We start from the raw sequence: 26,629 nt of genomic DNA on the forward strand, positions 1-26,629 counted from the left end.
TCAGTCCCGGAAGCCGGGATCCGTCCGGTCGAGCTGCCGCAGCAGGCCCGGCCATTCCAGCAGCCCGTACTTCCGCGAATTGCCCGGCGCGTACATGGCGCAGGACTTCTCCACCACCTCCGGGCTCGGCATCTCGAGTTCGGTGTTGCAGGCCATCGCCTGCAGCTGCGCCTGGCAGGCGCGCTCCAGCCCCCACATCGCGATGAAGGCCTCCGCCACGCTCTCGCCCACCGTGAGCAGGCCGTGGTTGCGCAGGATGCAGTAGTTCAGCGAGCCCAGCGACTTCGCCAGCGCCTCGCGCTCCGACGGGTCGCGCTCCGGCCCGCGGAAATCGTGGTACGCGATGCGGCCATAGAAGCGCGTCGCCGTCTGCGTCAGCGGCAGCAGCCCGCATTTCAGCGCGCTGACCGCCATCCCGGCGATGGTGTGCGTGTGCATCGCCGCGCCCACGTCGGGCCGCGCGCGATAGATCGCGGAATGGATGGTGAAGCCCGCCGGATGCAGCCCATAGGGCAGGTCGGGGCGATACAGGATCTCGCCTTCCGTGTTCACCTTCAGCAGCGAGGACGCCGTGATCTCGCTGAACAGCATGCCGTTCGGATTGATCAGGAACTGCCCCGGCGCATCCGGCACGCGCGCCGTGATGTGAGTGTAGATCATGTCCGACATGCCGTAGCGGTCGCACAGCCGGTAGCAGGCCGCGAGGTCCACGCGCGCCTGCCACTCCGCCTCGCTGACCGACCCCTGGATCGGCGCGATCTCGAGCGCCTGCACCTTCGTCATCCTGCCCTCCTTCCTCAGACCGTCGGCCCCGGGGCCAGGTCGATGCTCGCGATGTCGTCGAGCGTCTCCCCGAACCAGGCGCGGATCGCCGCCCTGTGTTGCCCGATCGGCCGCGGCACACCGTTCTCCATCACCATCGGCAGGTCGTGCCCGGGGATCAGCAGGCAGCCCGGCCGCGACCGGCAGATCTCCCACACCATGTCGATCGTCGCGCGGCTCACCGCCGGGTCGTAGGTCATGTCGGTCTGCCGCGTGGTCAGCTCGACGCGGTTCTTCACCGCATCCTGCAGCAGCACGCAGTCCTGCCCGTCGCCGGCGATGAGGAAGATCAGGTGCCCCGGCGTATGCCCGGGCGCGAGCCGCGCCACGATGCCGGGCAGCACCTCCTCCCCCTCGTCGATCAGGTGCAGCGTCGGCCAGTGCGCCAGCGCCTCGACCGCATGCTCCGGCACCGAGGTCTCGCCCCAGGCGACGCCGCGCGCCCAGGCGAGCTCCTTCCGCCCGATCGCGATCCGCGCCTCGCGGAACATCGGCCAGTTCACGCAGTGATCGTGATGCGCGTGGCTCAGCAGCAGGTCGGTCACATCGCCGGGCCGGATGCCGCGCTCCTTCAGCGCCGCGGCGAGCGGCTTGCGCAGCCCGTAGCCGCCGCCGTCGAGCACCACGATGCGCCCGTGCCCGCGCAGCAGCACCACCGTGCTCCAGCCGAGCCCGCCATGCGGCACCACCTTGCCCGGATAGCCGTTGACCAGGACCTCGAGGTCCCAGCCGCCGCCGCTCCATTTCATGGACATCTTCTCCCTGAAGCGAAGCGTAGAACCGCGCGCGCCGCCCGGCCAGCCCGCCCCCTGGACCGCGCCGCGCCGACAGGACAGGCTGGCGCCGAGAACGGAGGACGTATCCATGAACCTCAAGGGCGCAGTGGCCCTCGTCACGGGCGGCAATGGCGGCCTCGGCCAGCGCATCTGCCACGCCCTCGCGCGCGAAGGCGCCCACATCGCCGTGATGTACGCGCAGAGCCGCGACCCGGCCGAGGCGGTGGCGCGCGATCTCGCCGCGACGCATGGCGTCCGTGCCCAGGCCTTCGGCTGCGACATCACCGACGGCGCGGCGGTGGCCGCGCTGGTCGATGCCGTGACGACATCCTTCGGCCGCCTCGACATCCTCGTGAACGACGCCGCCTACAACAAGTCGATCCCCTTCAACGACCTCGACGACCTGACCGAGGAGGTGTGGGAGAAGATCATGGCCGTGAACCTCACCGGCCCGATGCGCCTGACCAAGGCGGTCGCGCCGGTGATGAAGGCGCAGGGGCGCGGGCGGATCGTGAACATCGCCTCGGTCGCCGGCCTCGGCCCGACCGGATCCTCCATCGCGTATGCCGTCTCCAAGGCCGGGCTGATCCACCTGACCAAGTGCATGGCCGTCGCGCTCGCCCCCGAGGTCCTGGTGAACTGCGTCGCCCCCGGCCTGCTCGAGGGCACGCGCGCCACCGCGAACCTCCGCCCCGAACAGGTCGAGCGGTCCGCCGCCACCTCCCTGTTGCGGAAGGCGGCCGACAAGGACGATTGCGCCGACATGGTCATCACCATGTGCCGCACCGGGACGATGACCGGCCAGACCATCGTCATCGACGCCGGCCGCGTGTTCCACTGACACCAGGTCCCGCCTCGCTGCCGCGCATGCCCTGGGCGCTGCTGGCGGCGGCGTGCCTCGGCATGTTCGCCGCCTCCTCCTCCGGGACGACGCGCGCGCCCTTCCTGCTGGACATGTCGCGCGACCTCTCGGCGAGCCTCGGCATGGTCGCGAACCTGATGGCGCTGACCTCGATCGCCTGGGGCATCAGCTCGCTCTTCGCCGGCGCCTGGTCGGATCGCTGGGGCCGGCGGCCCTTCCTGATCGGCGGACCGATCGGCCTGGCCGCCACCCTGGTCGGCGTCGCCCTGTCCCCGAACTACTGGAGCGTCGCCGTCGCGGTCAGCGCGGCCGGCGCCTTCGCCGGAGGCTTCACCGGCGTCATCATGACCGAGGCATCCGCCCGCACCGTGGACCGGCAGCGTGGCCGGGCGCTGGGCTGGGTCATGGCCGGCCAGTCCTTCTCCCTGCTGCTCGGCGTCCCGCTCGCCGCCTGGGTCGGCACCTATATCGGCTGGCGGGGCGTCGCGCTGGGCGTCGGCGGCATCGCCGTGCTGGCGGCCCTCGGCCTCTTCCTCACCACCCTCACGCCCGCCGAGGCCCCGCGCCGCGGCTCCGCCGCGCGGCACTCCATGCGCGGCGCCATGAGCGGCCCGGTGCTGCGCCTGCTCGCCATGGGGGTCGCCGAGCGACTCTGCTACGGCATCGCCGTCGTCTATTTCGCGACCTTCCTGCAAACGACCTACGGCCTCACGCCCGCCGGGGTGGCGATCCCGCTTGCCGTCATCGCCCTGGGCAACATCCTCGGCACCGTGGTCGGCGGACAGATGGCCGACCGCATGCGCAACCGGCTGCATGTCTTCGCCGGGGCCATGGCCGGCTCCGCCGTCGTGGCGCTCGCGCTCTATGGCTGGACGCCGGGGCTGGTCACCACGGTCGCGCTCGGCTTCGCCTATGTCTTCGTCAACGCCGTCGCCCGGCCGAGCCTCATGGCCGCCCTGGCCAACGTGCCGGACGAGATCCGCGGCACCGTCCTCGGCCTCAACGTCACCTCGGCCTCCTTCGGCTGGCTCGGCGCCGCGGCGCTCGGAGGCTGGGTGATGGCGGCGGTCGGTTTCGGCGGTTTCGGGCCGCTGTCGGCCGTCGCGGCCGTCGCCGGCGCCGCGCTGGCGCTCGCGCGCCCGATCCCGCGGGGCTGAATCCGCCGCTTCCCGCTTTCCTTCGCCGCCGTCCCGCGCGACCATCGCCTCACCCAGCAGCCCGGGAGGCCCCGACCATGTCCGTCACGAACCAGCCCGATCCGGAAGAACGCCGCCGCGTCGTCGCCCAGGACCTCGAGAACGTGATGCACCCGATCGTGCAGCACCGCGCGCTCGAGAAGTCGCAGATGGTCGTCACCGGCGCCCAGGGCTCGACCATCGTGGACGCGGACGGCTCGACCTATCTCGACGCCATGGCCGGCCTGTGGTGCGTCAACATCGGCTATGGCCGCACCGAGCTCGCGCAGATCGCCGCCGAGCAGATGGAGCAGATGGCCTACTATCCGCACACGGCCATGAACCTGCCCGCCGCGCGTCTCGGCGAGCAGATCAACGCGCTGATGGGCGGCGGCTACCACACCTACTTCGTGAACTCGGGTTCCGAGGCGAACGAGGCGGGCTTCAAGGTGGCGCGGCAATACGCCAAGCACGAATTCCCCGGCCAGTTCCGCTTCAAGACCATCGCGCGCCACTACGCCTATCACGGCACGACGCTCGCGACGCTGGCCGCCGGCGGCATGGGCGAGCGCAAGATGAAGTTCGAGCCCTTCGCCGGCGAGTTCATCCACGTCCCGGCACCGACCTGCTACCGCTGCCCGCTCGGCCTCGAATACCCATCCTGCAAGACCGCCTGCGCAACGGCCTTCGAGGCGACGATCCAGGCCGAGGGTCCGCAGACGGTCGCCGAGGTGATCGTCGAGCCGATCATGTCCGGCGTCGGCGTCGCCGTGCCGCCCGACGACTACCTGCCGAAGGTCGAGGCGATCTGCCGCAAATACGACGTGCTGCTGCACGTCGATGAGGTGATCAACGGCTTCGGCCGCACGGGCAAGATGTTCGGCCACCAGCACTACGGCATCAGCCCGGACATCATGGCGGTCGCCAAGGGCATCGTCTCCGCCTACCTGCCCATCGCCGCGACCGTGGTGAAGAACCGCGTCTTCGACAGCTTCCTCGGCGAGGTCGCCGAGGCCCGCCAGGTGATGCAGGTGAACACCTATGGCGGCCACCCCGCCGCCGCCGCCGTCGCGGTGCGCAACATCGAGATCATGCTCGAGGAGAAGCTGCCCGAGCGCGCCGCGACCATGGGCGCCTACCTGATGGACGGCCTCAAGGCGACGCTGTTCAAGCACGGCATCTGCGGCGACGTGCGCGGCAAGGGCCTGCTGATCGGCATCGAGCTCGTCACCGACCGCGAGAGCAAGGTGCAGCTCGACGGCGCGCTGGTCGGCGGCGTGGTCGAGTTCTGCAAGGCGAACGGCGTGATCGTCGGCCGCTCTGGCGGCGGGTCGCGGCACTCCAACACCATCGTGCTGTCGCCGCCGCTCATCATCACCAAGACGGAATGCGACACGCTGATCGAGGTGCTCGACAAGGCGCTGGCGCACACCGTCGCGAAGATGGCCGGGAAAGCCTGACGGCCATCGAGAGGGGCCCTGCCCCTCTCGAACTCTCCCCGCCAAAGGCCGAAGGGCCTTTGGAAACCCATACCGGGTTCCGAGGGCCTTTCGGCCCTCGGCGGGGTGGTCCGGAGGGGCGGCGCCCCTCCGGCAGCACCCTCACTTCACCGGCGGCGCCAGCACCTTGTCGTTGTAGTTGCAATACGCCCGCGCGACGCAGCGCCAGCATTCCGGCGCCCGTGCCTTGCACACGTAGCGCCCGTGCAGGATCAGCCAGTGATGCGCGTCCCGCAGCAACTCGGGCGGGCAGCGCTTCACCAGCTTCTCCTCCACTTCCCGCGGCGTCTTGCCCGGCGCCAGGCCGCAGCGATTGCCCAGGCGGAAGATGTGCGTGTCGACCGCCATCGTCTCCTGCCCGAAGGCGACGTTCAGCACGACATTCGCGGTCTTGCGCCCGACGCCGGGCAGGGCCTCCAGCGCCTCGCGATCGCCCGGCACCTGGCCGCCATGCTTCTCCACCAGGTCGCGCGCCAGCGCCGCGACGTTCCTCGCCTTGCCCTGCCACAGCCCGATGGTGCGGATGTAGGGACCGATCCCCTCGGCGCCGAGCGCGGCCATCCTCTCGGGCGTCGGCGCCGCCGCGAACAGCGCCGGCGTGCATTTGTTCACCGCCGCATCCGTCGTCTGCGCCGACAGCACCACGGCGACGAGCAGCGTGAAGGGGTCGTGGTAGATCAGTTCCGTCTCGGGCGCCGGATTGGCGACGGCGAGGGCGCGGATGAAGGCCTCCGCCTGCGCGGGCGGCATCAGGCGGGCGCGGCGCGGCGCCGTGGCGGTTCCGTGGTTCGGCTTCTTCGGCTTGGTCGGCATGGCTGGCACGGGCGCGATCCTCGCCTATCTTGCGGTGGCATGGCACCCCCCGCCGAGCCCGTCCTGTTCCAGGCCATCTGCACCCCGCCGCGGTCGCTGACGCCGGTGGGCTACCGCGCGCTCGTCCTGCTGCTGTGCGCCTGCGCGGGGCTGACGGGCCTGTTGTTCGTCGCCCTGGGGGCGTGGCCGATCCTGCCCTTCCTGGGCGGCGAGGTGCTCTTCGCCCTCGGCCTCGTCGCGCTGCATGCGCGCCGCTCGGCCCGCTCGTCGGAAGTCCTGCTGCTGACGCCCGGTCGGCTCGCCATCATCCGCACCGACCAACGCGGCCGGCGCGAGGAAATGTCGCTCGATCCCTATTGGGCGCGCCTCACCTATCTCGAGGACCCGGGCCATGCGGGCGTGCTGCGGATCGACAGCCGCGGCCGCACCCTCGAGATCGGCCGCGACCTCGCGGCCGAGGAGAAGAAGTCGCTGCACGACGCGCTGCACGACGCGCTGTCCGCCGCGCGGCGCCCGACCTTCGACAATCCGCAGCTGCGCGACGATTGATCGCCGCGAACGTGGCCCGCCGCAGCAGCGGCGAGCCAAGGCCGGCGGATGCCGGCCGCCCCGCGTCCGAAGGCCCTTCGACAGCGCGAGGGCGATGCCCTCGCACACATCCTAGAACGTCGTCCGCCGCAGCGGCTCCACGCCGCCGCCGGGCATCGCGCCGCGTCGCGTCATGCATTCGCGCCAGGCCCTTGGCAGCGCGATCAGCATCTCCTGCCGCACCCGCTCGTTCCACGCCTCATTGCCCGAGGCGGTGAACTGCGACGCGATCCGCCGCACCTCGGGGTCCTGCTCGGCCTCGCGTCGGCAGGCCTGGCCGTCGGGCGTATTGTCGGTCGGCACATTCGCCCAGACGCCGCCCGTCTCGCAGGCGGCGAGGGCCAGGAGGGCAGCGGCCAGCGCCGCGCCACGCCAGCGCTCGCTCATGACTCCATCCAATCCTCGATGAGGCGCCGCGCGATCGAATCCGGCCGCGGCAGGGAAAACCCGAGCGCTTGGTGATTGCGGATCTCGTCGCGCGAGAACCACCGCGCATCCTTCAACTCGCCCGGATCGATCCGGATCTCCTCCGACAGGCCCTCGGCATGGAAGCCGAGCATGATCGAGGACGGAAAGGGCCAGGGCTGGGAGGAGTGATAGAGCACGCGCCCCACCTCGACTCCCGCTTCCTCCTTCACCTCGCGCCGCACCGCTTCCTCGAGGCTTTCGCCCGGTTCCACGAACCCGGCGAGCGTCGAATACATCGTCACGTTGGGGAAGCGGTGCGAGTGGCCCAGCAGGCAGGATCCGTTGCGCACCACCAGCATGATCACCGCGGGGTCGGTGCGCGGGAAATGCTGCGCGCCACAGCCGGTGCAGACCATCACGTTGCCGGCCGAACGCGGCTCGCAGCGCTGGCCGCAGATGCCGCAGAAGCGGTGCTTGGTCCGCCAGTGCATCAGCCCGCGGGCGTGGGCGAGGACGCTCGCCTCGCCGGGCGGCAGCAGTCCCGCGACCTGGCGCAGGTCGGTGAAGGCGCCCATCCCGTCGGGCAGCAGCGGCAGCGGGTCGTCGGCGTGGGAACAATCCACCGCGAAGACCGGCCGCCCGTCCCATAGGCCGAGGAACGCCCAGGGGCCATCGGCCATGCGCACCGCCTCGGCTGCGCCGCCGGTCAGCAGCACCGCCTCGGGATGCCCCTCGGCGACGCCCTTCATCAGGCTGCGGGCCCGCCAGACGGGGGCGAAGAGGCTATCGGGATGCAGCAGGGCGGCGCCGATGAACTCGGCGTCGTCGCGCTTCTCGGCAGCCCGGTCGAGCGGGCTGCCCGTATAGGCATTGGGGCGGCTGGCGGGGATCGAGAGCATGCGGCCCGGACCCTGCCAGAAGGCCGCGGCTGCGTCCATCCGAGCGGACTTTTGCGTGTCGAGAACGGCACCGGCCCACATCCCCACCCGGCCCCCCAACGACAGTATCCTGGATGGGTGGCCGGGCGGGGGTGTGGGCCGGTGCCGCGAACTGGTAGCGCGCCCTACCGGACCCAGGCCCCCTTGCGCATCACCGGCTCCTCGCGCCCTTCGGCATCGATGCCGTCCACGTCGGTCTCCGGCGATCCGATCATCCAGTCGACATGGATCAGGCTGCGGTTCGCCCCGCGCTGCGCAAGCTCGGCCTCGGTCAGGTCCTGGTCGACGAAGCACTTGGAATAGGCCTGGCCGAGCGCGATGTGGCTCGCCGCATTCTCGTCGAACAGCGTGTTGAGGAAGAGGATCCCGGTCGCCGCGATCGGGTTCGCCGCCGGCACCAGCGCGACCTCGCCGAGCCGCCGCGCGCCCTCGTCGGTGTCGATCATCCGCTGCAGCACGTCCTGCCCGGTGCTCGCCTGCGCCTCGACGATCACGCCGCCCTCGAAGCGGACGCGGATGTCGCGGATCAGCGTGCCCTGGTAGGACAACGGCTTGGTCGCCACCACCGTGCCCTGCGTCTTCGCGGCATGCGGCGTGGTGAACACCTCCTCGGTCGGGATGTTCGGATTGCCCGTCGCGCCGTTGCGCGCGGTCGTCACGCCGCCCGACCAGGCATGGCCGTCCGCGAGGCCCACCACCAGGTCCGTGCCCGGCCCGCGGAAGCGCAGCGCGGCATAGCGCCGCTCGTTCAGCATCGCGCGCCGCGCCACCAGCGACGCGTTGTGCGCCGCCCAGGCCGCCACCGGATCGGGCGCATCGGCGCGCGAGGCCGCGAGGATCGCATCCCACAGCCGCGCCAGCGCCGTCGCCTCGTCCAGGTCCGGGAAGACCGCTCGCGCCCAGGCCGGCGTCGCGCCCGCGACAAGCGTCCAGTTGATCGCCGAGGTGGTGATCAGCTCGAGCGCCGGCTGATACGCCTTCGACCGCGCCTTGTTCGCCCGCGCAACCTTCGCCGGGTCCTCGCCCGACAGCAGCGTCGGGTCGTCGCCGACGATCGCAAGCCGCGCCGCCCCGCCCCGGAAGGCCGCCGCCATGCCGTCGAACAGCCAGCCCGGCGCGACGTCGAAGGCGTCATCCGACGACAGCCGGTAGCGGGACAGCGCCGACTGCTCGTCATGGAACAGCGTCGTCACCAGGGACGCGCCGGCGCGATACGCCTGCTCGGTGATGCGCCGCGCGAGCGGCACATGCTCGAGCGAAGCGGTCATTACCAGCTGCTGCCCCTTCTGCAGCCCGAGCCCGACCTTCACGGCGAGTTCCGCCAGGCGGTCGAGCCGCGCCTCGAAGCTCAGCGGCGTGGCGACGGTGGTGTGGTCGTTCATGCGGTCACCCTTGTGCGCGCCCCGGTCGTCACGAAGCCTTCATAGCCCGCGGCGGCGACCTCGTCGCAGACCCGCCGATAGGCCGGCATGCCGCCGGCATAGGGCATGAAGACCCGCGGCTTGCCGGGGACATTCGCCCCCAGATACCAGGAATGCCCCGCCTGGGGCATCAGCGTCGCATTCGCGACGTCGTTCACATGCGCGACCCAGCGGTCGCAGGCCTCCTCGGTCGGCTCGATGGTCGCCACACCGCGCGCGCGCATCGCCGCGATGCAGTCGGTGATCCATTCGACATGCTGCTCGATGGCGACCGGCATGTTGGTCAGCACGGACGGGCTGCCAGGCCCCGTCACGGTGAACATGTTCGGGAAACCCGCCACCTGCAGGCCGAGCTGGGTGCGCGGCCCGGCCGCCCAGGCGTCGCTCAGCGTCAGCCCGTCGCGCCCGGTGATGCCCATGCGCAGCAGCGCGCCGGTCATGGCATCGAAGCCGGTCGCGAAGACGATGATGTCGAGCGCATGTTCCGCGCCGCTCTTCAGCCGGATGCCGGTGGGCGTGATGCGCTCGATCGGGTCGGCGCGCACATCGACCAGCGTGACGTTGTCGCGGTTGAAGGTCTCGAAATAGCCGGTGTCGATCGGCGGGCGCTTCGTCGCGAAGGGATGGTCGATGTCGGTCAGCATCGCCGCCGTCGTCGGGTCCTTCACCACTTCCCGGATGCGGGCGCGGATGAATTCGGCCGCGGTGTCGTTGGCGCGCCGGTCGGTCAGGATGTCGCGGAAGGTCGCGCGCAGGCGCAGCCCGCCCTTCTCCCAGGCGGCACGGAAGATCGCCTCGCGTTCGGCGTCATCGACCTCGAGGGCCGAGCGATCGCTGACCGGCCAGGGATGGCCGTTGCCGGTCGCGTGCATCGCTTCGCGGATCTCGGCCGCGTTCTCCTTCGCCCAGCGCTTGAACGCCGAGGTCAGCGGCGTGTTGCGCGCGGGAATGGAATAGTTCGCGGTGCGCTGGAAGACCGTGAGATGCGCCGCGCTCCCGGCGATCACCGGCGCGGCCTGGATGCCGGTCGACCCGGTGCCGATCATGCCGACGCGCAGGCCGGCGAAGTCCACGCCCTCATGCGGCCAATGCCCGGTATGGACCCAGCGGCCCGCAAAGTCGTCGCGCCCCGGAATGTCGGGAATGTTCGCCGAGGACAGGCACCCCACCGCCGTGATCAGCCAGGTCGCCGCCCAACGCTGCCCGTCCGCGGTCGTGACGTGCCAGAGATTGTCCTCGGCATCCCACCGCGCGGAGGTGACGCGCGCGTTGAAGGTGATGTCGCGCCGGAGGTCCAGCCGGTCCGCCACATGGTTCAGGTAGCGCAGGATTTCCGGCTGTTCGGGGTAGCGTTCCGACCACTCCCAGGACTGCAGCAGCTCCTCAGAGAAATAGAACGCATAGGCATGGCTTTCGGAATCGCAGCGCGCGCCGGGATAGCGGTTCCACCACCAGGTGCCGCCGACGCCGTCCGCCGCTTCCAGCACATGCGCCGAGAGCCCGAGCCGGTCCCGCAGCGCATGCAGCTGATAAAGGCCCGCGAACCCCGCGCCGACGATCAGCGCGTCATGGACCGGCACCTCGACGGCCTTGCGGCCCGCGCCTTCGGACATTCCGTTTCCCTCACGTCGTGACGTTGCTTGGGACGAAGTGTCGGGGTCCGGGGCGGGTCGCGCAAGGCGGTGCGCCGGCGGGTCCGCTCAATCCGGCGCGACGTCCTCGGCGCGGTATTCGAGCAGGTCCCCCGGCTGGCAGTCGAGCGCGGCGCAGAGCCGCTCCAGCGTCTCGAACCGCACGCCCTTCACCTTGCCGGATTTCAGCAGGGACAGGTTCTGCTCGGTGATGCCGATGCGCGCCGCGAGGTCGCGCCCGCGCATCTTCCGCCGCGCCATCATCACGTCGAGCTTCACGAGGATCGGCACGGGTCACACGAAGCCCTGGTTTTCCTCCAGCGCCGCCGCCGCGCCGCGCAGCACCGGCCCCAGCGCCATCAGCGTCGCCCCCAGCGCGACCAGCAGCACGGCATTGGTCGAGACGCCGATCTCGATCGCCAGCCGCCCCGGCGCCAGCGTCAGCGCGGCGAGCAGCACGGCCCGCCCGATCGGCTCATACAACCCGACCAGCAGCACCGACAGGCCGAGTCGGTGCAGCGCGGCGCCGACGCGCGGCACCACCTCCCCCCGCCCGATCGACCGCAGCGCCGGCATCACGCCGAGCAGCCCCCAGGCGAGGCACAGCGAGGGCAGCAGCGTCGTCACGATCCCGACCGCACGCAGCGACGGCGACAGCGACCCCAGCACCACCCCCTGCCCGAGCAGCGCGTGTGCAACGAGCCGATCGTCGAACCAGATCGCCACCGGCGCCACCACGCTGAAGGCGATGGCGGCGATCACCGCCACGCCGGCGCGGCGGGCGGCGGGAGTCGCGAGCGTTGGCATGTCGGCCCTCCATTGACAGGTCGAATTTTACTGTTTCACGATAAGAAATCAATATTGGAAACGAAGATGCGCCTGCCGACGCTCCTCCTCGCCCTCGCGGCCACCGCCTGTGCCGCCATCCCCCCCGCCAGCCAGCAAGCCCTGCGGACGACGGATCCGGCCACCACCGACCTCGCCGCCCTGCGCGCCGCGGTCGATATGCCCGACGCCTTGCGCCCCCGGCCAGGCACGGCGCGGCTGGCCGTCCAACTGGGCAGCCGGACCGGTCATTTCGCGTTGGAGGAAGACGAGGCCGCGTCCCGCGCGGCGCAGCAGGATGCGCCGCCCGCGCCGGGCCGTCGCATCGTGGCGTTCCGCCTGACCCCGGCGGCGCGCGAGGAGATGGAAGACTTCCGCCGCTCGGCGGCGCGACGCATGACCATCGGCATCGCCGCCGACGCCTGCCGCGCCGGCCCGATCGAGGCCGGGCCGCTCATCATCGGAACCTGGCTGAGCACGGCGCAGACCGGGCGCTTCGTCGCCCTCGCGCAATTCGACCTGCGCCGGCTGGCGGGCGAGGCCGCGATCGCCGCCCTGCCATCCTGCGTCCCGCCGGGCACGGACCCGGCGTGACGTCCGGCGTCGTTACGCCGCTTCGGATTCCGCCCGCCGCGCGTGCTTCTTGCGCTCATGCGGGTCGAGGAAGCGCTTGCGCAGGCGCACCGCCGACGGCGTCACCTCCACCAGCTCGTCGTCCTCGATGTAGGCGATCGCCTGCTCGAGCGACATCTTCCGCGGCGGGATCAGCAGCAGCGCCTCATCCTTGCCGGCGGCGCGGATGTTGGTGAGCTTCTTTTCCTTGATCGGATTCACGTCGAGGTCGTTGTCGCGTGAATTCTCGCCGAGGATCAGGCCGACATAGACCTTGTCGCCCGGGTTCACGAACAGCGTGCCGCGCTCCTGCAGGTAGAACAGCGCGTACTGGATCGCCTCGCCATCGGCGTTGCTGATCAGGGACCCGTTGCGACGGCCCTCGATGTGCCCGGCCCAGGGCTGATAGCCCAGGAACAGCCGGTTCATCATGCCGGTGCCGCGCGTATCCGTCAGGAACTCGCCGTGGTAGCCGATCAGCCCGCGCGACGGGATGTGGAAGGTCAGGCGCACCTTGCCGCCGCCCGACGGCCGCATGTCCTGCATCTGGCCCTTGCGCAGCGACATCTTCTCGACGACGACGCCCGAATAGGTCTCGTCGACGTCGATGAGGACCTCCTCGTAGGGCTCCTCGCGCTCGCCGGTCTCCTCGTTGTTGCGCGTCAGCACGCGCGGGCGGCCGATCGTCAGCTCGAAGCCCTCGCGGCGCATCTGCTCGATCAGCACGCCGAGCTGCAGTTCGCCGCGGCCGGCCACCTCGAAGGCGTCGACCTCGTCCGAGACCTTCACCTTGATGGCGACGTTGCCCTCGATCTCCTTCATCAGGCGATCGCGGATCTGGCGCGACGTGACCTTCTTGCCCTCGCGCCCGCCGAGCGGCCCGTCATTGATGCGGAAGGTCATGGCAAGCGTCGGCGGATCGACCGGGATCGCCGGCAGCGGCGCGGTCACTTCGGGCGCGGCGATGGTGTCCGGGATCGTCGCGTCGGACAGGCCGGCGATGGCGATGATGTCGCCCGCCTTCACCTCGTCGACCGGCACGCGGTCGAGGCCGGAGAAGGTCATCAGCTTGGTCAGGCGGCCGGATTCCACGACGGTGCCGTCCTGGCGCAGCACGCGCACCGGCATGTTCACCTTCGCCACACCCTGCGCCACGCGCCCGGTCAGGATGCGGCCGAGGAAGTTGTCGGATTCCAGGATCGAGGCGTTCATCGCGAAGGGCGCGTCGAAATCGACCTGCGGCGCCGGCACATGCGACAGGATCAGGTCGAACATCGCCGAGAGATCCTGGCGCGGCCCCTCCAGCGAGGTGTCCGCCCAACCCTGGCGGCCCGAGGCGAACAGCGTGTGGAAGTCGAGCTGCTCGTCCGTCGCGCCGAGCGCGGCGAACAGGTCGAACACCTCGTCATGCACCTCGTGCGCCCGCGCGTCCTGGCGGTCCACCTTGTTGATGACGACGATGGGCTTCAGCCCGCGCGCCAGCGCCTTGGTCAGCACGAACTTGGTCTGCGGCAGGGGGCCCTCGGCCGCGTCGCACAGCACGATCGCGCCGTCCACCATGGACAGGATGCGCTCCACCTCGCCGCCGAAATCGGCGTGGCCGGGCGTGTCCACGATGTTGATCTTCACGCCCTTCCACTCGACCGCGGTCGACTTGGCGAGGATGGTGATGCCGCGCTCGCGCTCGAGGTCGTTGCGGTCCAGCGCGCGCTCGGCGACTTGCTGGTTGGCGCGGAAGGCGCCGGCCTGCTTCAGCAGCTGGTCGACCAGCGTGGTCTTGCCATGGTCGACATGGGCGATGATCGCCACGTTGCGGATCTCAGCGGCGCTCATCGCGCACTCCTCTCGCCCCCCGGGGGGCCCTGCCATGAACACGGCCACCCGCCTGCCCCGGTCGTGGGCGGGCGGCGCGGCCTGATCTGTCGGATGTTGCGGCGCAACACATAGTCGCTCGGCCCCGCCATGGCGAGAAAAAAAGCCTGTGCCAGTCATGGCACAGGCGCATGGCGGCCTCCGGATGAGGCCGTCAGGCCGCCGGCGGCGCGAAAATCAGCGGGATGCTTCCGATGACGGCAGCCGCCTGGGCGGCGTTGTAGACGATCCCACCCAGCTGCAGTCGGCGCAGCCGTCCCGCCGCGCCCCGGTCGCCCGCGTCCCGCGCCCGGATCTGCTCGTCCAGCCGCTGGAGGAACCAGGGCCGTGCCGTCACCGCCCCCGCGACGAGGACCCCGAAGCCCAATGCCGCGAATGGCCGCCCGGCCATGAGGAAGACCGCCGCGCCGAGGGAGCAGCAGACGGCGACGGCCAGGAAATACGCGCCGAACAGCCCGCGCAGCATCCAGGTCACGATCGGGTCGTCGAAGCTCCGCAGGTAGAAGGTCAGCGACGCGATCGCGAAGTAGAGCATCGGGAACAGCAGGATCACGGTGACGAGCAACGGGATGTCGAACCTGGCCATGGCGCGCCCTGTCGCGCCTGGCCTGTCCGGTCCCGGCCACCGCCGGCAGGCGCCTCCCCGCCTCCATACCGCGCCGCCCCCGGCGATGCCATGGCGGAACGCGCACGAAAAAGCCTGCGCCAGGACTGGCGCAGGCGTGCGGCGGCCCGCGGCGTGGGGGGATGGGGGGGCATGCGCCGCGGGCCGCCTTCGGTGACGGCACCGCACGGGGTGAGGGGAGGCCGACCCGTGCGGCCGCCGTCACAGACCCTGGGCGCGCGCCAGGCTCGCCGCTTCGGCGATCAGCATGGCGGCCGTCGAGCTGTCCCGCCGGGCGATCGCGGCGCGGGCCTCGGCCATCCGGGCCACCGGGCCCGACGTCACCGGCTGGGTTTCGGTGCCGACGATGGTCGACCGGGTCAGGGCCAGCGCCTCGGCGCGTTCGACCAGCTCGTTGGCCAGCGGCAGACGGCCCTGACGGGCAGCCTGTTCGGCCTGCTGGAGCAGCGGTTCGACCTGCTGGGTCGCGATGGCATCGGCCTGGGCGGACACGCGATCCCCGCCATTCAGCGGCGAATCGCCCGCGACGCCCTGCGCGAGGGCCGGCATGGTCACCAGGCTCAGGCCGAGCATTCCGCAACGGATGGCATGGTGTCGCATGATTGCTCTCCTCTCATTGTCTGAGGAGACAACACCCCACCGCCCCGAAGGTTGCGCGCCCCCTCACACGCCTGCGTGAGGCGCCTGCGGCGTCAGCGCACGCCGACCAGCGCCTTGAGGTCCGCCTGCGGGCGGGCTCCGAAATGGGAGATCGCCTCCGCCGCCGCGATGCTGGCCCAGCGGCCGCATTCCGGCAGCGGCCGGCCCGAGGTGAGCCCCGCCAGGAAGCCCGCCGCATAGGCGTCGCCCGCGCCCGTCGTATCGACCACCGTCGCGGGCGCGGCAGCGACCTGATGCGTGGCCGCCGCGGCGACGATGACGCTGCCCAGCTCGCTGCGGGTCAGCGCCGCGAGGGCCACGTCCTCGCGCGCCGCCGCGGCCGCTTCCTCGAAGGAGGCCGCGTGATACAGCGCGCGGATCTCCGCCTCGTTGGCGAAGAGGATGTCCGCCTCGTCGCGCACGAAGGCGCGGAACGCATCGCGATGCCGCTCGACGCAGAAGGGATCCGACAGGGTGATCGCCACCTTCCGCCCGGCCGCATGCGCGATGCGCGCCGCAGCCCGGAAGGCCGCCTGCGCGGCCGGCGGATCGAACAGGTAGCCCTCGAGGTAGGTCACCTGCGCGCCCGCGATCGCCGCCGCATCCAGGTCCTGCTCCCCGAAGGTGACGCAGGCGCCAAGGTAGGTGTTCATCGTCCGCTGCCCGTCCGGCGTCACCAGGATCAGGCAGCGCGCCGTCGGCGCCCCGCCCTGCAGCGGCGCGGTCGGGAAATGCACGCCCGCGGCGGTGATGTCGTGGCGGAACACCTGCCCCAGCGCGTCGTCCGCGACCTTGCCGAGGTAGCCGACCTTCGCCCCCAGCGCCGCCGCCGCCGCGCAGGTGTTCGCCGCCGACCCGCCGCTGCTCTCAACGCCCGGCGCCATGTCGGCATAGATCGTCTCGGCCTGCTCGGTGCCGATCAGCGCCATGCCGCCCTTGGCCATGCCGTGGCGGACCAGCATGTCCTCCTCGGCGCGCGCCAGCACGTCCACGATGGCATTGCCGATGCCGAGGATGTCGAGGGTGGTCATGTCGCGAGGCCTTCCGGTCGGGTCGCCGCCGCATACCCGCCGCGCGGGCAGGCGGCAACCGCCTGGCCGGCCGGCGACGGCATCCCCGACGGGTGGCCGGGAGGCGGTGCGGGCCGGCGCCGCGCCAACGCCTACGCCACGGCCGCCTCGACGATCCGCCCATCCTCCATCGACACCACCCGGTCCGCGATATCCAGGATGCGCGGGTCGTGCGTCACCATCAGGATCGGCGTGCCTCGGGACTTCGCCATGTCGCGCAGCAGATGCGCGACCTCGCCGCCCGACACCTTGTCCAGCGCCGCCGTCGGCTCGTCCGCCAGCACCAGGCCCGGCGCCGCCACCAGCGCGCGCGCGATCGCGACCCTCTGCCGCTGCCCGCCCGACAGCTTCGCCGGCGGCTTGTCCTCATGCCCCGCCAGCCCGACCGCCGCGAGCATCGCCCCCGCGCGTTCCAGCCGCTCGCGCTCCGGCACCGCCGCATCGACCTCGAGCGCCATGGCGACATTCTGCCGTGCCGTCAGGAAGCCCAGCAGGTTGTGGTTCTGGAAGATGAAGCCGATCGACCGCCGCAACCGCACGCGCTCGCGCTCGCTCGCCCCCATCAGCTCCCGCCCGAGCACCCGGCAGGACCCTTCCTGCATCCCCCGCAAGGCGCCGATCAGCGTCAGCAACGTGGTCTTGCCCGACCCCGACGGGCCGGTCAGCAACACCACCTCGCCGGCATGCACGCGCAGGCCGACATCGCGCAGCACCGGCCGCCGCAACTCGCCCTCGCCATACGCGTAGTTCAGGCCGGAGATACTGATGGGGTCGGTCATCGCGACGCAGGCGGAGAGGGGCGCCGCCCCTCTCCGAACCTCTCCCCGCCAGAGGCCGAAAGGCCTCTGGACACCATGAATTGGGTGGTTGGGGGGAGGGGCGTTGCGGAACCGCCGCGGCCGGCGCGCGCGCAGTGCCCCTCCCCCCAACCACCCAAGTATCGGGTTCCGAGGGCCTTTCGGCCCTCGGCGGGTGGGGTTCCGGGGAGGGCGGAGCCCTCCCCGCTGCGCCCGACGCCGCCCATCAGAACATGTCCGCCGGACTGGCGTCGCGCAGCTTGCGCATGGCGAGCAGTCCGGCCGCCGCGCACATGCCAAAGATCAGCGCGAAGACCAGGCCTGCGCGTTCGAAGGTCATGGCCAGCGGCAGGAAGGTCGCGCCGGCGACCACGTCGTACAGCCACACGCACAGCGCCGCCCCGGGGAGGAAGCCGATGACCGCGAGGATCAGCGCCGCGGCCATGACCACGCGCGCGAGGTAGCCGTTGGAATACCCGATCGCCTTCAGCGTCGCGTATTCGCGCAGGTGGTTGGCGATGTCGGAGAACAGGATCTGGTAGACGATCACCATCCCGACGATCAGCCCCATGATCGACCCGAAGGCGAAGATGAAGCCGATCGGTGTGGCGGTTTCCCAATAGTGGCGTTCATGCGCGACGAGCTGCTCATGCGTCAGCACGAGGACGTCGGGCGGCAGGATCTCGCGCAGCCGGGCCTGGGCGGCGGCGATGTCCGCGCCGGGCTGCAGGCGGATGGCGACGAGGTCGGTGTTCGAGGCCTGTCGTTCCCGCACCATGCGGCGGAAGTTCACCTCGCTCATCACGAGGTTCCCGTCCGCGCCGAAGGACGGTCCGATGGACACGAGGCCCGCGACTTCCACCATGCGGTTGCCGACCTGGACCTCGAAGGGTCCGCGTTCGGCGAACAGCCGCCCGACATCGCCGAATTCGGGGCGGGATCGCGTGTCGAAGCCGACGGCGTCGACGCGCCGCAGCGCCGGCATGATGGCGTCGAGGCCTTCGAAATGCATCGCGCCGGCCTCGACGTCGAAGCCGATCATCTGGATGGCGCGGCGCGACCCGTCCTCGGGGTTCCGCCAGGTCGACTGCGCCAGATAGACCGGCACGGCCTGCGCGACCTCCGGCAAGGCGAGCGCCTGGTGCGCGCGCACGCGCGGCATCGGCTCCGGCCGGAAGGAGGCGACGGTCAGCGGGTTCATCAGGAACAGCTCGGCTTCCATGGCCGTGAGCAGCCGCGTCGCGCTGTCGAACAGCGCCGAACGGAAACCGAGCTGCATGAAGACCAGCACGGCGGCGAACATCACGCCGGCCATGGCGGAGAACAGCCGCGCCCGTTCCGCCCGCAACTGCCGCCACGCCAGCCGGGCCGGGAGGAAGATGTGCTCGAACAGCCCCGGACCCCGCGCGCGGGCGGGGGTCGCGGCCGGCGCGGCGTTGCTTTCGCCGGTGTTCTCCGGCGCCCAGGGCAGCAAAGTGGGTTTGGCGATGACGTTCATGGCCGGATCGCTACCTGCACCTGCATGTTGGATCGGCGCCGCAGCGCCTCGGCGCCCGCCTCGTCGAGGGCGAGGCGCACCTCCACGGTGCGCGCGTCCACCGCGGCGACCGGGTCGGTGTTGGCCTGGGTCTGCCGCCGCACGGTCCAGCCGATCTCGCGCACCGTCGCGGCGAAGCGGCGGCTTTCGCCGGGGACGACGATCTCGGCCGGCGCGCCCACGCGCAGCCGCGGCAGGTCGGTCTCGTAGACATCGGCGACGACGTCCATCCGCGTGACGTCGCCGATCTCGAGCAACCCGTCGCTGCCCACCTGGTCGCCCGGCCGGGCGATGATGCGCAGGATGGTCCCTGCGAAGGGCGCGCGCACGCGGGACAGTTCCGCATCCGCCCGCGCCTTGGCGAGCGCGGCCTCGGCCGCGGCGAGACGCGCCTCGGCCAGCGCGATGTCCTCGGGGCGCGAGGACAGCAGGCTTTCCAGCTCGGCTTCCGCCTGCCGCCGTTCCGCGGTCAGGCGCACCGCGGCGGCGCGGTTGCGGTCGGCCGCGGCGACGGCGCCCGCGCCGGTCGGCAGCAGGCGTTCGGCGCGCTCGGCCTCGCGGGCGGCAAGGTCCTCCTGCGCCACCAGCGCGGCGATGCGCGCGCGCTGCGCCCCGATCTCGGTCGGGCGGCCGGCGGCGCGCGTCCGCGCCAGGCTCGCCCGCGCCTCCGCCACCGCGGCCTCGGCCTGGGCGACGGAGGCATCCTTCTGCGCCGCATCGGCGAATTCGGCGAGCAAGGCCCCCTCCGCCACCACGTCGCCTTCCGTGACCAGCAGCCGGTCGAGCCGCGTGACGGCCATGCCGCCCGGCTGGTTCAGCCGGCGGATGCGGGAGGCCGGCTCGACGCGCCCCAGCGCGCCGACGCCGACCGGCGCGGCGGGCGTCGCGGCGACCGGCCGCTGCGGCGTGTCGCCGGCCGCGCCATGCTCCATCCAGGCGTAGCCCCCGGCCGCGAGGCCGAGCACCGCCAGCCCGGCGAGGATCCGCCCGCGCCGCGTCATGCGGAGGAAGCCAGCAGCGCCTCGAGCGTCGCGCGCAGCGCCGCGCGCTCGGCATCGGTGTGCCGGTACAGCTTGAAGATATGGGCCATGAACAGCCCGTCGGAGGCTGTCAGCACCGCGAGCGCCGCACCCGTCGGCGTCCCGTCCGCGAGCAGTTCCGCTTTCATCCGCGCCGCGACCGCGCGCATCGGGTCGAGCAGTGCGGGATCGTGGTGGAAGGCCGCGAGGCACACCGCGGCCAATCGATCCGTCTGTTCGGTCCCCGGCGAGGTATCCTCCTCGCCGAAGGCCCAGGCGATGAAAGCCCGGGCGACGCGGCCACGGCCCTCGCCCTGGCGCGCCACCGTGGCGTCGAAGCTCGCCGAGCAGAACTCGGCGTAGCGCTCGAGCATCCCGCCGATCAGCGCTTCCTTGGAGGCGAAGTGATAGAGCAGCCCGCCCTTCGACACCCCGGCCCCGCGCGCCGCGGCATCCAGCGTCAGCCCGCCCACCCCCTTCGCCTGCACGATGCGTTCGGCGGCGTCCAGGATGCGGGTGCGCGCGGAACCGGGCGCATTCGTTGCGGTAGCGTCCATCATGGCGCGCATCTATACCGTCCGGACGGACTGTCAACCGTCCGGACGGTACAGCCTCATCACGACTGCGCGTTGTTCCGCCTGCGGCCGGGCTCCTCTAGCCTGTCCGGGACGACGAATGGGAGGAACGATCCGGTGAACCGACCCACGACCCGCCGGGTGACGCTGCTCGCGGCCCCCGCCCTGCTCACGGCCGGGACGGCGCTCGCCCAGGCCTGGCCGACCCGGCCGGTCCGCATCGTGGTCGGCTTCGCCGCCGGCGGCGCCAACGACATCATGGCCCGCCTGCTGGCCCAGAAGCTGAACGAGCGCATCCCCGGCAGCAGCTTCTTCGTGGAAAACCGCCCGGGTGCCTCCACCCTCGTCGCCGCGGACCACGTCGCGCGCGCCGCGCCGGACGGGGCGACCTTCCTCTACACCTCGCCGTCCACGCTGATCGCGGTGCTGGTGAACCGCACCTCCACGCTCGACCCCGTGCAGGCCTTCGCGCCGGTCGTCCTGGCGCAGGCCGCCCCGCTGGCGCTGATCTCGCGGCCCGACTTCCCGGCCCGGACGGTGCCCGAATTCCTGGCGCTGGCGCGGGAACGGCCGGGCCGCCTGACGGTCTCGCATCCCGGCACGGGGGCGGTGAACCACCTCGCCATGGTGCTCTTCGCGAAGCAGACCGGCATCGAGGTCACCTATGTCCCCTACACCGGCAACCAGCCCTCCATCACCGCGCTGATGCGCGGGGAGGTCGACCTCGCCCATGACGGCCTCTTCACCCCCCGCGCGCAGCTCGAGGCCGGGACGCTGCGCGCCATCGCGGTGACCAGCGCGGAACGCTCGCCGCTCTACCCGAACGTGCCCGCCTTCGCCGAGACGCTGCCCGGCTACGAGGTCGGCTTCTGGGGCGGCCTGCTCGCCCCGCGGGCGACGCCCGAACCGATCCTCGACCGGCTGAACACGGAACTCGACGCCATCCTCCGCCAGCCCGACGTGATCGAGCGCGTGCGCGGCTTCGGCGCCGAGCCGGTCGGCGGCCCGCGCGACCGCTTCGGCCGCGCGCTCGCCGGGGACTGGGCGAAATGGGGCCAGGTCGTGCGCGAGAACGACATCCGCGCCGACTAGGCCCGCCCTACCGGATCTGGAATCGCACCGGCACGGTGACCGTCAGGCTGTCCCCCGGCATCTCGGCCGGCATCGCGGGCAGGCTCGCGCGCTGGATCATCTGCTCCACCGCGCGGTCGAGGTCGGCATCCCCGGCGCTGCGGTCCACGCGCCAGCGCAGCACCCGCCCGTCCCGCGCGACGGTGAACTGCAGCAGCGCGACACCCATGGCGCGGCGCGCCCGCGCCGCTTCCGGATACCGCTTCTGCCGTTCCAGCGCCGCCGCGACGGCCTGCAGGTAGGACGGCGGCGGTCCGGACGGCCGCGCGGCGGTCGCGGCCGGCGCAGCGGCGGCCGGGGCGGTCGTCGCGGCGGGCGCGGCCGGGCGCGGCGGTGCCGGCCGGGGCGCGGGGCGCGGGCGCGGCGCCGGCTGCGGATCGGGCCGCGGTGGCGGGGGCGGCTCGGGCGCAGGCTCCGGCACGGGTTCGGGCGGCGGCGGTTCCTCGGGCACCGGCTCCGGCGGCGGCGGCTCGACCGGCGGCGGGGGCTCCGGCACCGGCGGCGGGTCGGGCTCCGGCGGCGTCTTGGGCGGGACGGGTTCCGGCGGCGGCTCCACCGCGGGCGGGGCCTCCTCGGCCGGGGCCGCCGCCTGCTCGGCCGGCGCCTCGGCGGGCGCCGGCGACTCCTCCGCGACCGGTTCGGCCAGCGCGACCGAGATCGGCACCTCCTCCGGCGTCGCAGGGCTGGGGGGGATGGCGGGCGTGAGCAGGAGGAGGCCCGCCAGCCCGACATGCAACAGCACCGCGACGCCGGAGGCGACGAGCCACGGCCCGCGCGTGGACACCTCAGGATCCGGCGGCGCCGCTTCGGGTGGCGCCGGTAATTTCGGCTGGGGCACGGCCATCGGTCAGTGCGCGGCCCCGCCGCGCTCGACATCCGAGATCAGCGACACGCGCGGAATGCCCGCCGCCGTCACGCGCCCCATGATCCGCAGCACCTCGCCATAGGGCACCGCGCGGTCGCCGCGCACATGGACGACGATCTCCGGATTCTCCGTCTTCAGCGCCATCAGGCGCTGGGCCAGCACGGCCTCCTCGATCCGCTCCTCGCCGATATGGATCGCGCCCTCGCGCGTCACCGACAGCACAACGGGCGGCGAAGGGCTCGCCGCGCGCGGCGCGGCGGTGCGCGGCAGTTCGACCGGCACGCCCGCCGTCATCATCGGCGCGGCGACCATGAAGATGATCAGCAGCACGAGCATCACGTCGACCAGCGGGGTGACGTTGATCTCGCTCATCGGCGCGGCGTCGTCGTCGTCCTCGGACCCGCCCACGGACATCGCCATGGTGCTACTCCGCCGCGCGGGCCAGGCCGCCGCGCGGCGGCCGCGCCGACAGCCGCGCCCCGATGGAGGAAATCGCCGCCAGCCCCTCCGCCCGCAGCCCCGCGACGCGGCGCGCGATGCGGTTGTAGCCGATCACCGCCGGGATCGCGGCGACGAGCCCGATCGCCGTCGCCAGCAACGCCTCCGCGATGCCCGGCGCGACGACGGCGAGCGAGGTGTCGCGCATCTGCGCGATGCCCTGGAACGACCCCATGATGCCCCACACCGTGCCGAACAGCCCGACGAAGGGACCGACCGCGCCCGTGGTCGCGAGGAACGCCGTGCCCGCCTGCGCCCGCCGCAACCCGCCGGTCAGTGCCTCGCGCATCGCGCGCTCGATCCGCTCGCGGTAGTCGGCGCGGCTCTCGCCGACCTCGCGCCCCTCGGCCCATTCCCGCGCCGCGGCGCGCTGGATGCGGGCGGCGAGGCCCTCGCCATTCGGCGCCTCGCCCTCCGACGCCGCGCCGAGCCGGCGGATCTCGCGCTGCAGCCCGCCGAGCACGATCGCCTTCGCGATCATGATGGTCCAGCAGATGACGGAGGCGAGCACGAGCGCCCCCATCACCCCCTGCACCACCGGCCCGGCCTGCAGCACCAGCCCGAGCAGCGAATGGTCGGCCACCGGCGCGAGGTGTTCGACCGGCGCGGCCTGCGCCGCGGCCGCCGCGGCTTCGACGGCAGGGCTGGGCGGCACGGCCGGCGCATCGGCGACGGCGGCGGGAGTCTCGGGGTTCATGCGACCTCCGCCCATTGGCGCAGCAGGTTGTGATAGACGCCGGTCAGCGCGACCGGCGCGTCGTGCCCCTCGGGCAGGTCCGGCGTCGCGGCGTTGATCGCCATGTCGAGGTCGAACAGCAGCCGCCGCCGCGTGTCGTCGCGGACCATGCTCTGGATCCAGAAGAAGGAGGAGACGCGGCTGCCGCGCGTCACCGGCTCCACGCGATGCAGGCTGGTCGCCGGATAGACCACGGCATGGCCCGCGGGCAGCTTCACGCGCTGCTCGCCATAGGTGTCCTGCACCACCAGCTCGCCGCCGTCGTACTCGTCCGGCGGGGTGAGGAACAGCGTGCAGGACACGTCGGTGCGGATGCGATGCGGCGTGCCGCGGATCTGCCGGATCGCGTTGTCCACATGCGCGCCGAAGGTCATGCCCGGGTCGTAGCGGTTGAACAGCGGCGGGAAGACGCGCTGCGGCAGCACCGCCGAGATGAACAGCGACGACCGCCCCAGCGCGCCCAGCACCGCATCGCCCAGCGCCTGGTGCACCGGCGATCCCTCGGCGATCTGCAGGTTCTGCTTCACCTGCGCCGACTGGTGCCCGGCGGTGACGCGGCCATCCGTCCACTCGGCGGCCTGGAGCGCCCGCAGGGCGTCCGCCGCCTCCGCGGGTGTGAGCAGCGCGGGGATCTCGACCAGCATCAGAAGGTCGCCTGCACCGAGGCGACGAAGGTCCGCCCCACGCCGGGCACGACATGGCCGGTGTAGACCGTGTCGTAGGTCCGCGTGTCCCCGATGTTGAGCGCGTTGAGCTGGAAGCGCAGCCCGCGCATCGCGCCGTCCTGCGGCTGCCAGGCGATCGCCGCGTCGAAGCGCGTATAGGCCGGCACCATCACCGTATTCGACGTGTTGCCATACCGCCGGTCGACATAGGACAGGCCGCCGCCGAGCTGGATGCCCATCGGAAAATTGTAGGTTGTCCAGAGCGAGGCGGTGTTCGGCGCGACGTTGGCGAATTCCTTGCCGACCTCGTTCGCGTTGTTCGACTCCACGATCTCGGAGTTCAGCCGCGTATAGCCGACCATGATGTTCCATTCCGGCGTGATCTGGCCGGTCGCCGAGATCTCGAAGCCGTCCACCCGCACCACGCCGTCCAGCACCTGCAGCGTGTCGTTGGCGGGATCCGAGGTGCGGGCGTTGCGCTTCTCGATCCGGAAGACCGACCCCTGCAGCCGGAGCCCGTCCATCAGGTTCCACGATCCGCCGATCTCGTAGGTCGTCGCCGTCTCGGGCGGCAGCGCGGCGTTGTTCGCCGCGAGCGTCAGCGATTCGGCCGACGGGTTGAACGAGGTACCGCCCGAGATGTAGGTGCGGATCTCCGGCGTCGGCTTGAAGATGAAGGCGGCGCGCCAGGTGGCCTCGCGGTCGGTGCGGTCGTAGGTCAGGCCGGTCGCGCGGTTCTCCTGCTCGGCCTCGAAGCTGTCCCAGCGGCCGCCGAGCATGACCTCGAACATCTCGCCCATGCGGATGCGGTCGACCGCGTAGACCGAGAAGGTGTTCGCCACCGTCTTGATGTCGGAGGTGAAGGTCTGGCGGATGTTCCCCGTGTCGTAGAAATCCGGGAACAGCAGGCTGGCCTGCGGACGTCCGGTCTGGCCGTAGCGCACGATCTCGGAGGATTCGCGCCCCAGCTCGACGCCGGCGACGACGCTGTGCACCAGGCCGCCCCAGGTTTCGAAGGTGAACTGCCCTTCGGTCTGGTTCACCAGGATCGAATCGTAGCCATTGCGCACCTGCGGCTGGCGGTTGACCAGCGAGGCGCCGGTGATGCCGTTCGCGACCGTGCTCGCCACCAGTCGCGGCGCGGTGGCCGAGACCTGCCGCCCGTAATTCGCCCAGCGCGTGGTGTTGCTGACGCTGACGCCCTCCTGGAACTCGTGCCGCAGCGTCGCCGTGACGACGTCGGTCAGCGTGTGCTCGCGGTCGGTCTGGTTCAGACCGTAGAAGGTGTTCGTCGCGACGCGCAGCGGGCGGCCCTGGTAATAGGGCACGCCGAAATCGGGCACGTTCGTCTCTTCCTGGTGCAGCCAGGACAGGGTCAGCGTCGTCGGCGTGCCCATGCCGAAGGTGACCGAGGGAAAGACGCCCCAGCGGCTGTTGGAGACGTTGTCGCGGCCCGAGGCGTCGATATGCGTCGCCATCACCGCCATGCGCGCCGCCACCTCGCCGGCGCGGACGTTGACGTCGGCGGTGCCGCGCACGCCGCTCGGCGAATAGGCGGACAGCCAGACCTCGCCCTGCGTCGTCGGCAGCGGCAGGCGCGTGATCTGGTTGATCACGCCGCCGGTCGATCCGCGGCCGAACATGATGGAGGACGGGCCCTTCAGCACCTCGACGGATTCGAGGAAGAAGCTGTCGCGCGTGTACTGGCCGAAGTCGCGGATGCCGTCGATGAAGAAGTCGCTGCGCGCGGAGAAGCCGCGCAGCGTGAGGTTGTCGCCCGAGAAGCCGCCCTCCCCGGCCGCGAGGCTGATGCCGGTGACGTTGCGCAGCGCCTCCCGCACGGTCGTCGCGGCGCGCTCCTCCATCACGATGCGCGGCACGACATTGACGGTCTGCGGCGCGTCGGCGGCGGTGAAGGGCGACCGGGGCAGCGGCGTGGAATCGGCGCGATAGGGATTGGGCGCCGACCCCTGCACGCTCATCTCGGGCAGCTGCGCCGTACCGCCGCCGGCAGCGGCCGAGGGATCCTCCTGCGCGAAGGCGGCGGCGGAACCGCCCACCAGCCCGATACCGACGAGACCGATCGTTGGCGCGCGCAACGCGGGCGCCTGGAGACGCAGCGACATGGAAAATTCCCCGGACCTGACGAAGTCGGCCGGAGATTATGAGATTGCGAGTGATTCGCAATAGCAAATCTTCGCAACGCCGACTCACCGCCGCGCGAGGACCC

General features: G+C 71.7%; 28 protein-coding genes. 6 read left to right on the forward strand and 22 right to left on the reverse strand.

Annotated elements, in window-relative coordinates; all coding sequences use genetic code 11:
• A complete protein-coding gene (locus tag GWK16_RS05760) occupies positions 1-783 on the reverse strand; it encodes a class II aldolase/adducin family protein (RefSeq protein WP_170053009.1) in 783 nt (260 codons plus the stop codon).
• 14 nt (positions 784-797) lie between these two features.
• The gene (locus GWK16_RS05765; RefSeq protein ID WP_170053010.1) at positions 798-1,571 is read right to left on the reverse strand and encodes an MBL fold metallo-hydrolase; all 774 of its coding nucleotides are present in this window, start codon (positions 1,569-1,571) and stop codon (positions 798-800) included.
• A gap of 115 nt (positions 1,572-1,686) precedes the next feature.
• Between GWK16_RS05765 and GWK16_RS05770 the strand changes: the two genes are divergently transcribed.
• The 3 genes from GWK16_RS05770 to GWK16_RS05780 all read left to right on the forward strand — a co-directional run bounded on the left by GWK16_RS05770 (position 1,687) and on the right by GWK16_RS05780 (position 5,095).
• On the forward strand, positions 1,687-2,439 hold the full coding sequence (locus GWK16_RS05770) for an SDR family NAD(P)-dependent oxidoreductase (protein ID WP_170053011.1): 753 nt from the start codon (positions 1,687-1,689) through the stop codon (positions 2,437-2,439).
• A 26-nt stretch (positions 2,440-2,465) separates the two neighbouring features.
• Positions 2,466-3,617: an MFS transporter gene (locus GWK16_RS05775; RefSeq protein ID WP_170053012.1), complete on the forward strand. Its 1,152-nt coding sequence runs from the start codon at positions 2,466-2,468 to the stop codon at positions 3,615-3,617.
• Between the two features lie 77 nt (positions 3,618-3,694).
• Positions 3,695-5,095: an aminotransferase gene (locus GWK16_RS05780; RefSeq protein WP_170053013.1), complete on the forward strand. Its 1,401-nt coding sequence runs from the start codon at positions 3,695-3,697 to the stop codon at positions 5,093-5,095.
• A gap of 141 nt (positions 5,096-5,236) precedes the next feature.
• On the opposite strand, the gene nth is transcribed toward GWK16_RS05780, so the two are convergent.
• A complete protein-coding gene (gene nth / locus GWK16_RS05785) occupies positions 5,237-5,947 on the reverse strand; it encodes an endonuclease III (protein WP_170053764.1) in 711 nt (236 codons plus the stop codon).
• A 39-nt stretch (positions 5,948-5,986) separates the two neighbouring features.
• Between nth and GWK16_RS05790 the strand changes: the two genes are divergently transcribed.
• Positions 5,987-6,496 (forward strand): DUF2244 domain-containing protein, encoded by a 510-nt coding sequence (locus tag GWK16_RS05790; RefSeq protein ID WP_170053014.1) that lies wholly within the window; start codon positions 5,987-5,989, stop codon positions 6,494-6,496.
• A 111-nt stretch (positions 6,497-6,607) separates the two neighbouring features.
• Here the strand turns inward: GWK16_RS05790 and GWK16_RS05795 are convergent, their stop codons facing one another.
• The 6 genes from GWK16_RS05795 to GWK16_RS05820 all read right to left on the reverse strand — a co-directional run bounded on the left by GWK16_RS05795 (position 6,608) and on the right by GWK16_RS05820 (position 11,740).
• Positions 6,608-6,922: a phosphoribosylamine--glycine ligase gene (locus GWK16_RS05795; protein WP_170053015.1), complete on the reverse strand. Its 315-nt coding sequence runs from the start codon at positions 6,920-6,922 to the stop codon at positions 6,608-6,610.
• Positions 6,919-7,842, reverse strand: coding sequence for an NAD(+) diphosphatase (gene nudC / locus GWK16_RS05800; RefSeq protein ID WP_170053765.1), 924 nt, complete (start codon positions 7,840-7,842; stop codon positions 6,919-6,921). Before nudC ends, GWK16_RS05795 begins: the two co-directional genes overlap by 4 nt.
• A 164-nt stretch (positions 7,843-8,006) precedes the next feature.
• Positions 8,007-9,263, reverse strand: coding sequence for an aminopeptidase (locus GWK16_RS05805; protein WP_170053016.1), 1,257 nt, complete (start codon positions 9,261-9,263; stop codon positions 8,007-8,009).
• Positions 9,260-10,915 (reverse strand): flavin-containing monooxygenase, encoded by a 1,656-nt coding sequence (locus GWK16_RS05810; RefSeq protein ID WP_170053017.1) that lies wholly within the window; start codon positions 10,913-10,915, stop codon positions 9,260-9,262. The genes GWK16_RS05805 and GWK16_RS05810 overlap by 4 nt, the downstream gene beginning before the upstream one ends.
• 87 nt (positions 10,916-11,002) lie before the next feature.
• Positions 11,003-11,224: a helix-turn-helix domain-containing protein gene (locus GWK16_RS05815; protein WP_170053018.1), complete on the reverse strand. Its 222-nt coding sequence runs from the start codon at positions 11,222-11,224 to the stop codon at positions 11,003-11,005.
• 3 nt (positions 11,225-11,227) lie between these two features.
• Entirely contained in the window at positions 11,228-11,740 is a 513-nt protein-coding gene (locus GWK16_RS05820) for a hypothetical protein (RefSeq protein ID WP_170053019.1), read from the reverse strand.
• 66 nt (positions 11,741-11,806) lie between these two features.
• Between GWK16_RS05820 and GWK16_RS05825 the strand changes: the two genes are divergently transcribed.
• On the forward strand, positions 11,807-12,352 hold the full coding sequence (locus GWK16_RS05825; RefSeq protein WP_170053020.1) for a hypothetical protein: 546 nt from the start codon (positions 11,807-11,809) through the stop codon (positions 12,350-12,352).
• 12 nt (positions 12,353-12,364) lie between these two features.
• Here the strand turns inward: GWK16_RS05825 and typA are convergent, their stop codons facing one another.
• The 8 genes from typA to GWK16_RS05865 all read right to left on the reverse strand — a co-directional run bounded on the left by typA (position 12,365) and on the right by GWK16_RS05865 (position 20,489).
• Positions 12,365-14,203 carry a translational GTPase TypA gene (gene typA / locus GWK16_RS05830; RefSeq protein WP_170053021.1) on the reverse strand — a complete coding sequence of 613 codons (1,839 nt, stop codon included), beginning with the start codon at positions 14,201-14,203 and terminating at the stop codon, positions 12,365-12,367.
• A gap of 193 nt (positions 14,204-14,396) precedes the next feature.
• Positions 14,397-14,828, reverse strand: a complete 432-nt coding sequence (locus GWK16_RS05835) for a hypothetical protein (protein WP_170053022.1) — start codon at positions 14,826-14,828, stop codon at positions 14,397-14,399.
• A 240-nt stretch (positions 14,829-15,068) separates the two neighbouring features.
• Complete coding sequence (locus GWK16_RS05840; protein WP_170053023.1) at positions 15,069-15,467, reverse strand: hypothetical protein; 399 nt, start codon at positions 15,465-15,467, stop codon at positions 15,069-15,071.
• A 92-nt stretch (positions 15,468-15,559) separates the two neighbouring features.
• The gene (locus GWK16_RS05845) at positions 15,560-16,537 is read right to left on the reverse strand and encodes an adenosine kinase (protein WP_170053024.1); all 978 of its coding nucleotides are present in this window, start codon (positions 16,535-16,537) and stop codon (positions 15,560-15,562) included.
• Between the two features lie 131 nt (positions 16,538-16,668).
• Positions 16,669-17,355 (reverse strand): ATP-binding cassette domain-containing protein, encoded by a 687-nt coding sequence (locus tag GWK16_RS05850; protein ID WP_170053025.1) that lies wholly within the window; start codon positions 17,353-17,355, stop codon positions 16,669-16,671.
• A gap of 244 nt (positions 17,356-17,599) precedes the next feature.
• Positions 17,600-18,871, reverse strand: coding sequence for an ABC transporter permease DevC (devC, locus tag GWK16_RS05855; RefSeq protein ID WP_170053026.1), 1,272 nt, complete (start codon positions 18,869-18,871; stop codon positions 17,600-17,602).
• Positions 18,868-19,911, reverse strand: coding sequence for an HlyD family efflux transporter periplasmic adaptor subunit (locus GWK16_RS05860; protein ID WP_170053027.1), 1,044 nt, complete (start codon positions 19,909-19,911; stop codon positions 18,868-18,870). The genes devC and GWK16_RS05860 overlap by 4 nt, the downstream gene beginning before the upstream one ends.
• Entirely contained in the window at positions 19,908-20,489 is a 582-nt protein-coding gene (locus tag GWK16_RS05865; RefSeq protein ID WP_170053028.1) for a TetR/AcrR family transcriptional regulator, read from the reverse strand. The genes GWK16_RS05860 and GWK16_RS05865 overlap by 4 nt, the downstream gene beginning before the upstream one ends.
• Positions 20,490-20,621: 132 nt before the next feature.
• Between GWK16_RS05865 and GWK16_RS05870 the strand changes: the two genes are divergently transcribed.
• On the forward strand, positions 20,622-21,596 hold the full coding sequence (locus GWK16_RS05870) for a tripartite tricarboxylate transporter substrate-binding protein (RefSeq protein WP_170053029.1): 975 nt from the start codon (positions 20,622-20,624) through the stop codon (positions 21,594-21,596).
• Positions 21,597-21,603: 7 nt separating this feature from the next.
• Here GWK16_RS05870 and GWK16_RS05875 read toward each other — a convergent pair whose 3' ends face one another.
• From GWK16_RS05875 to GWK16_RS05895, 5 genes are all read right to left on the reverse strand, one after another.
• A complete protein-coding gene (locus GWK16_RS05875) occupies positions 21,604-22,419 on the reverse strand; it encodes a TonB family protein (protein WP_170053030.1) in 816 nt (271 codons plus the stop codon).
• A gap of 63 nt (positions 22,420-22,482) precedes the next feature.
• Positions 22,483-22,920, reverse strand: a complete 438-nt coding sequence (locus GWK16_RS05880; RefSeq protein WP_211187158.1) for an ExbD/TolR family protein — start codon at positions 22,918-22,920, stop codon at positions 22,483-22,485.
• A gap of 4 nt (positions 22,921-22,924) precedes the next feature.
• Positions 22,925-23,695, reverse strand: a complete 771-nt coding sequence (locus GWK16_RS05885) for a MotA/TolQ/ExbB proton channel family protein (RefSeq protein ID WP_170053031.1) — start codon at positions 23,693-23,695, stop codon at positions 22,925-22,927.
• Positions 23,692-24,378 (reverse strand): Fe2+-dependent dioxygenase, encoded by a 687-nt coding sequence (locus GWK16_RS05890; protein WP_170053032.1) that lies wholly within the window; start codon positions 24,376-24,378, stop codon positions 23,692-23,694. The genes GWK16_RS05885 and GWK16_RS05890 overlap by 4 nt, the downstream gene beginning before the upstream one ends.
• Positions 24,378-26,525, reverse strand: a complete 2,148-nt coding sequence (locus GWK16_RS05895; RefSeq protein ID WP_170053033.1) for a TonB-dependent receptor — start codon at positions 26,523-26,525, stop codon at positions 24,378-24,380. Before GWK16_RS05895 ends, GWK16_RS05890 begins: the two co-directional genes overlap by 1 nt.
• Positions 26,526-26,629 lie beyond the last annotated feature (104 nt).

The sequence above is a fragment of the Neoroseomonas marina genome (assembly GCF_012927745.1).
Lineage (GTDB): Bacteria > Pseudomonadota > Alphaproteobacteria > Acetobacterales > Acetobacteraceae > Neoroseomonas > Neoroseomonas marina.

Excerpts from the sequence above, each read along its gene's own strand:
- GWK16_RS05780 (WP_170053013.1), top strand. The coding sequence starts at position 3,695 with ATGTCCGTCACGAACCAGCCCGATCCGGAAGAACGCCGCCGCGTCGTC.
- GWK16_RS05770 (WP_170053011.1), top strand. The coding sequence starts at position 1,687 with ATGAACCTCAAGGGCGCAGTGGCCCTCGTCACGGGCGGCAATGGCGGC.
- GWK16_RS05895 (WP_170053033.1), bottom strand. The coding sequence starts at position 26,525 with ATGTCGCTGCGTCTCCAGGCGCCCGCGTTGCGCGCGCCAACGATCGGT.
- nth (WP_170053764.1), bottom strand. The coding sequence starts at position 5,947 with ATGCCGACCAAGCCGAAGAAGCCGAACCACGGAACCGCCACGGCGCCG.
- GWK16_RS05850 (WP_170053025.1), bottom strand. The coding sequence starts at position 17,355 with ATGACCGACCCCATCAGTATCTCCGGCCTGAACTACGCGTATGGCGAG.
- GWK16_RS05810 (WP_170053017.1), bottom strand. The coding sequence starts at position 10,915 with ATGTCCGAAGGCGCGGGCCGCAAGGCCGTCGAGGTGCCGGTCCATGAC.
- GWK16_RS05835 (WP_170053022.1), bottom strand. The coding sequence starts at position 14,828 with ATGGCCAGGTTCGACATCCCGTTGCTCGTCACCGTGATCCTGCTGTTC.
- devC (WP_170053026.1), bottom strand. The coding sequence starts at position 18,871 with ATGAACGTCATCGCCAAACCCACTTTGCTGCCCTGGGCGCCGGAGAAC.
- GWK16_RS05820 (WP_170053019.1), bottom strand. The coding sequence starts at position 11,740 with ATGCCAACGCTCGCGACTCCCGCCGCCCGCCGCGCCGGCGTGGCGGTG.
- GWK16_RS05865 (WP_170053028.1), bottom strand. The coding sequence starts at position 20,489 with ATGATGGACGCTACCGCAACGAATGCGCCCGGTTCCGCGCGCACCCGC.
- GWK16_RS05880 (WP_211187158.1), bottom strand. The coding sequence starts at position 22,920 with ATGGCGATGTCCGTGGGCGGGTCCGAGGACGACGACGACGCCGCGCCG.
- GWK16_RS05775 (WP_170053012.1), top strand. The coding sequence starts at position 2,466 with ATGCCCTGGGCGCTGCTGGCGGCGGCGTGCCTCGGCATGTTCGCCGCC.
- GWK16_RS05760 (WP_170053009.1), bottom strand. The coding sequence starts at position 783 with ATGACGAAGGTGCAGGCGCTCGAGATCGCGCCGATCCAGGGGTCGGTC.
- GWK16_RS05790 (WP_170053014.1), top strand. The coding sequence starts at position 5,987 with ATGGCACCCCCCGCCGAGCCCGTCCTGTTCCAGGCCATCTGCACCCCG.
- GWK16_RS05860 (WP_170053027.1), bottom strand. The coding sequence starts at position 19,911 with ATGACGCGGCGCGGGCGGATCCTCGCCGGGCTGGCGGTGCTCGGCCTC.
- GWK16_RS05795 (WP_170053015.1), bottom strand. The coding sequence starts at position 6,922 with ATGAGCGAGCGCTGGCGTGGCGCGGCGCTGGCCGCTGCCCTCCTGGCC.
- GWK16_RS05890 (WP_170053032.1), bottom strand. The coding sequence starts at position 24,378 with ATGCTGGTCGAGATCCCCGCGCTGCTCACACCCGCGGAGGCGGCGGAC.
- GWK16_RS05885 (WP_170053031.1), bottom strand. The coding sequence starts at position 23,695 with ATGAACCCCGAGACTCCCGCCGCCGTCGCCGATGCGCCGGCCGTGCCG.
- typA (WP_170053021.1), bottom strand. The coding sequence starts at position 14,203 with ATGAGCGCCGCTGAGATCCGCAACGTGGCGATCATCGCCCATGTCGAC.
- GWK16_RS05845 (WP_170053024.1), bottom strand. The coding sequence starts at position 16,537 with ATGACCACCCTCGACATCCTCGGCATCGGCAATGCCATCGTGGACGTG.
- GWK16_RS05765 (WP_170053010.1), bottom strand. The coding sequence starts at position 1,571 with ATGAAATGGAGCGGCGGCGGCTGGGACCTCGAGGTCCTGGTCAACGGC.
- GWK16_RS05805 (WP_170053016.1), bottom strand. The coding sequence starts at position 9,263 with ATGAACGACCACACCACCGTCGCCACGCCGCTGAGCTTCGAGGCGCGG.
- GWK16_RS05825 (WP_170053020.1), top strand. The coding sequence starts at position 11,807 with ATGCGCCTGCCGACGCTCCTCCTCGCCCTCGCGGCCACCGCCTGTGCC.
- nudC (WP_170053765.1), bottom strand. The coding sequence starts at position 7,842 with ATGCTCTCGATCCCCGCCAGCCGCCCCAATGCCTATACGGGCAGCCCG.
- GWK16_RS05840 (WP_170053023.1), bottom strand. The coding sequence starts at position 15,467 with ATGCGACACCATGCCATCCGTTGCGGAATGCTCGGCCTGAGCCTGGTG.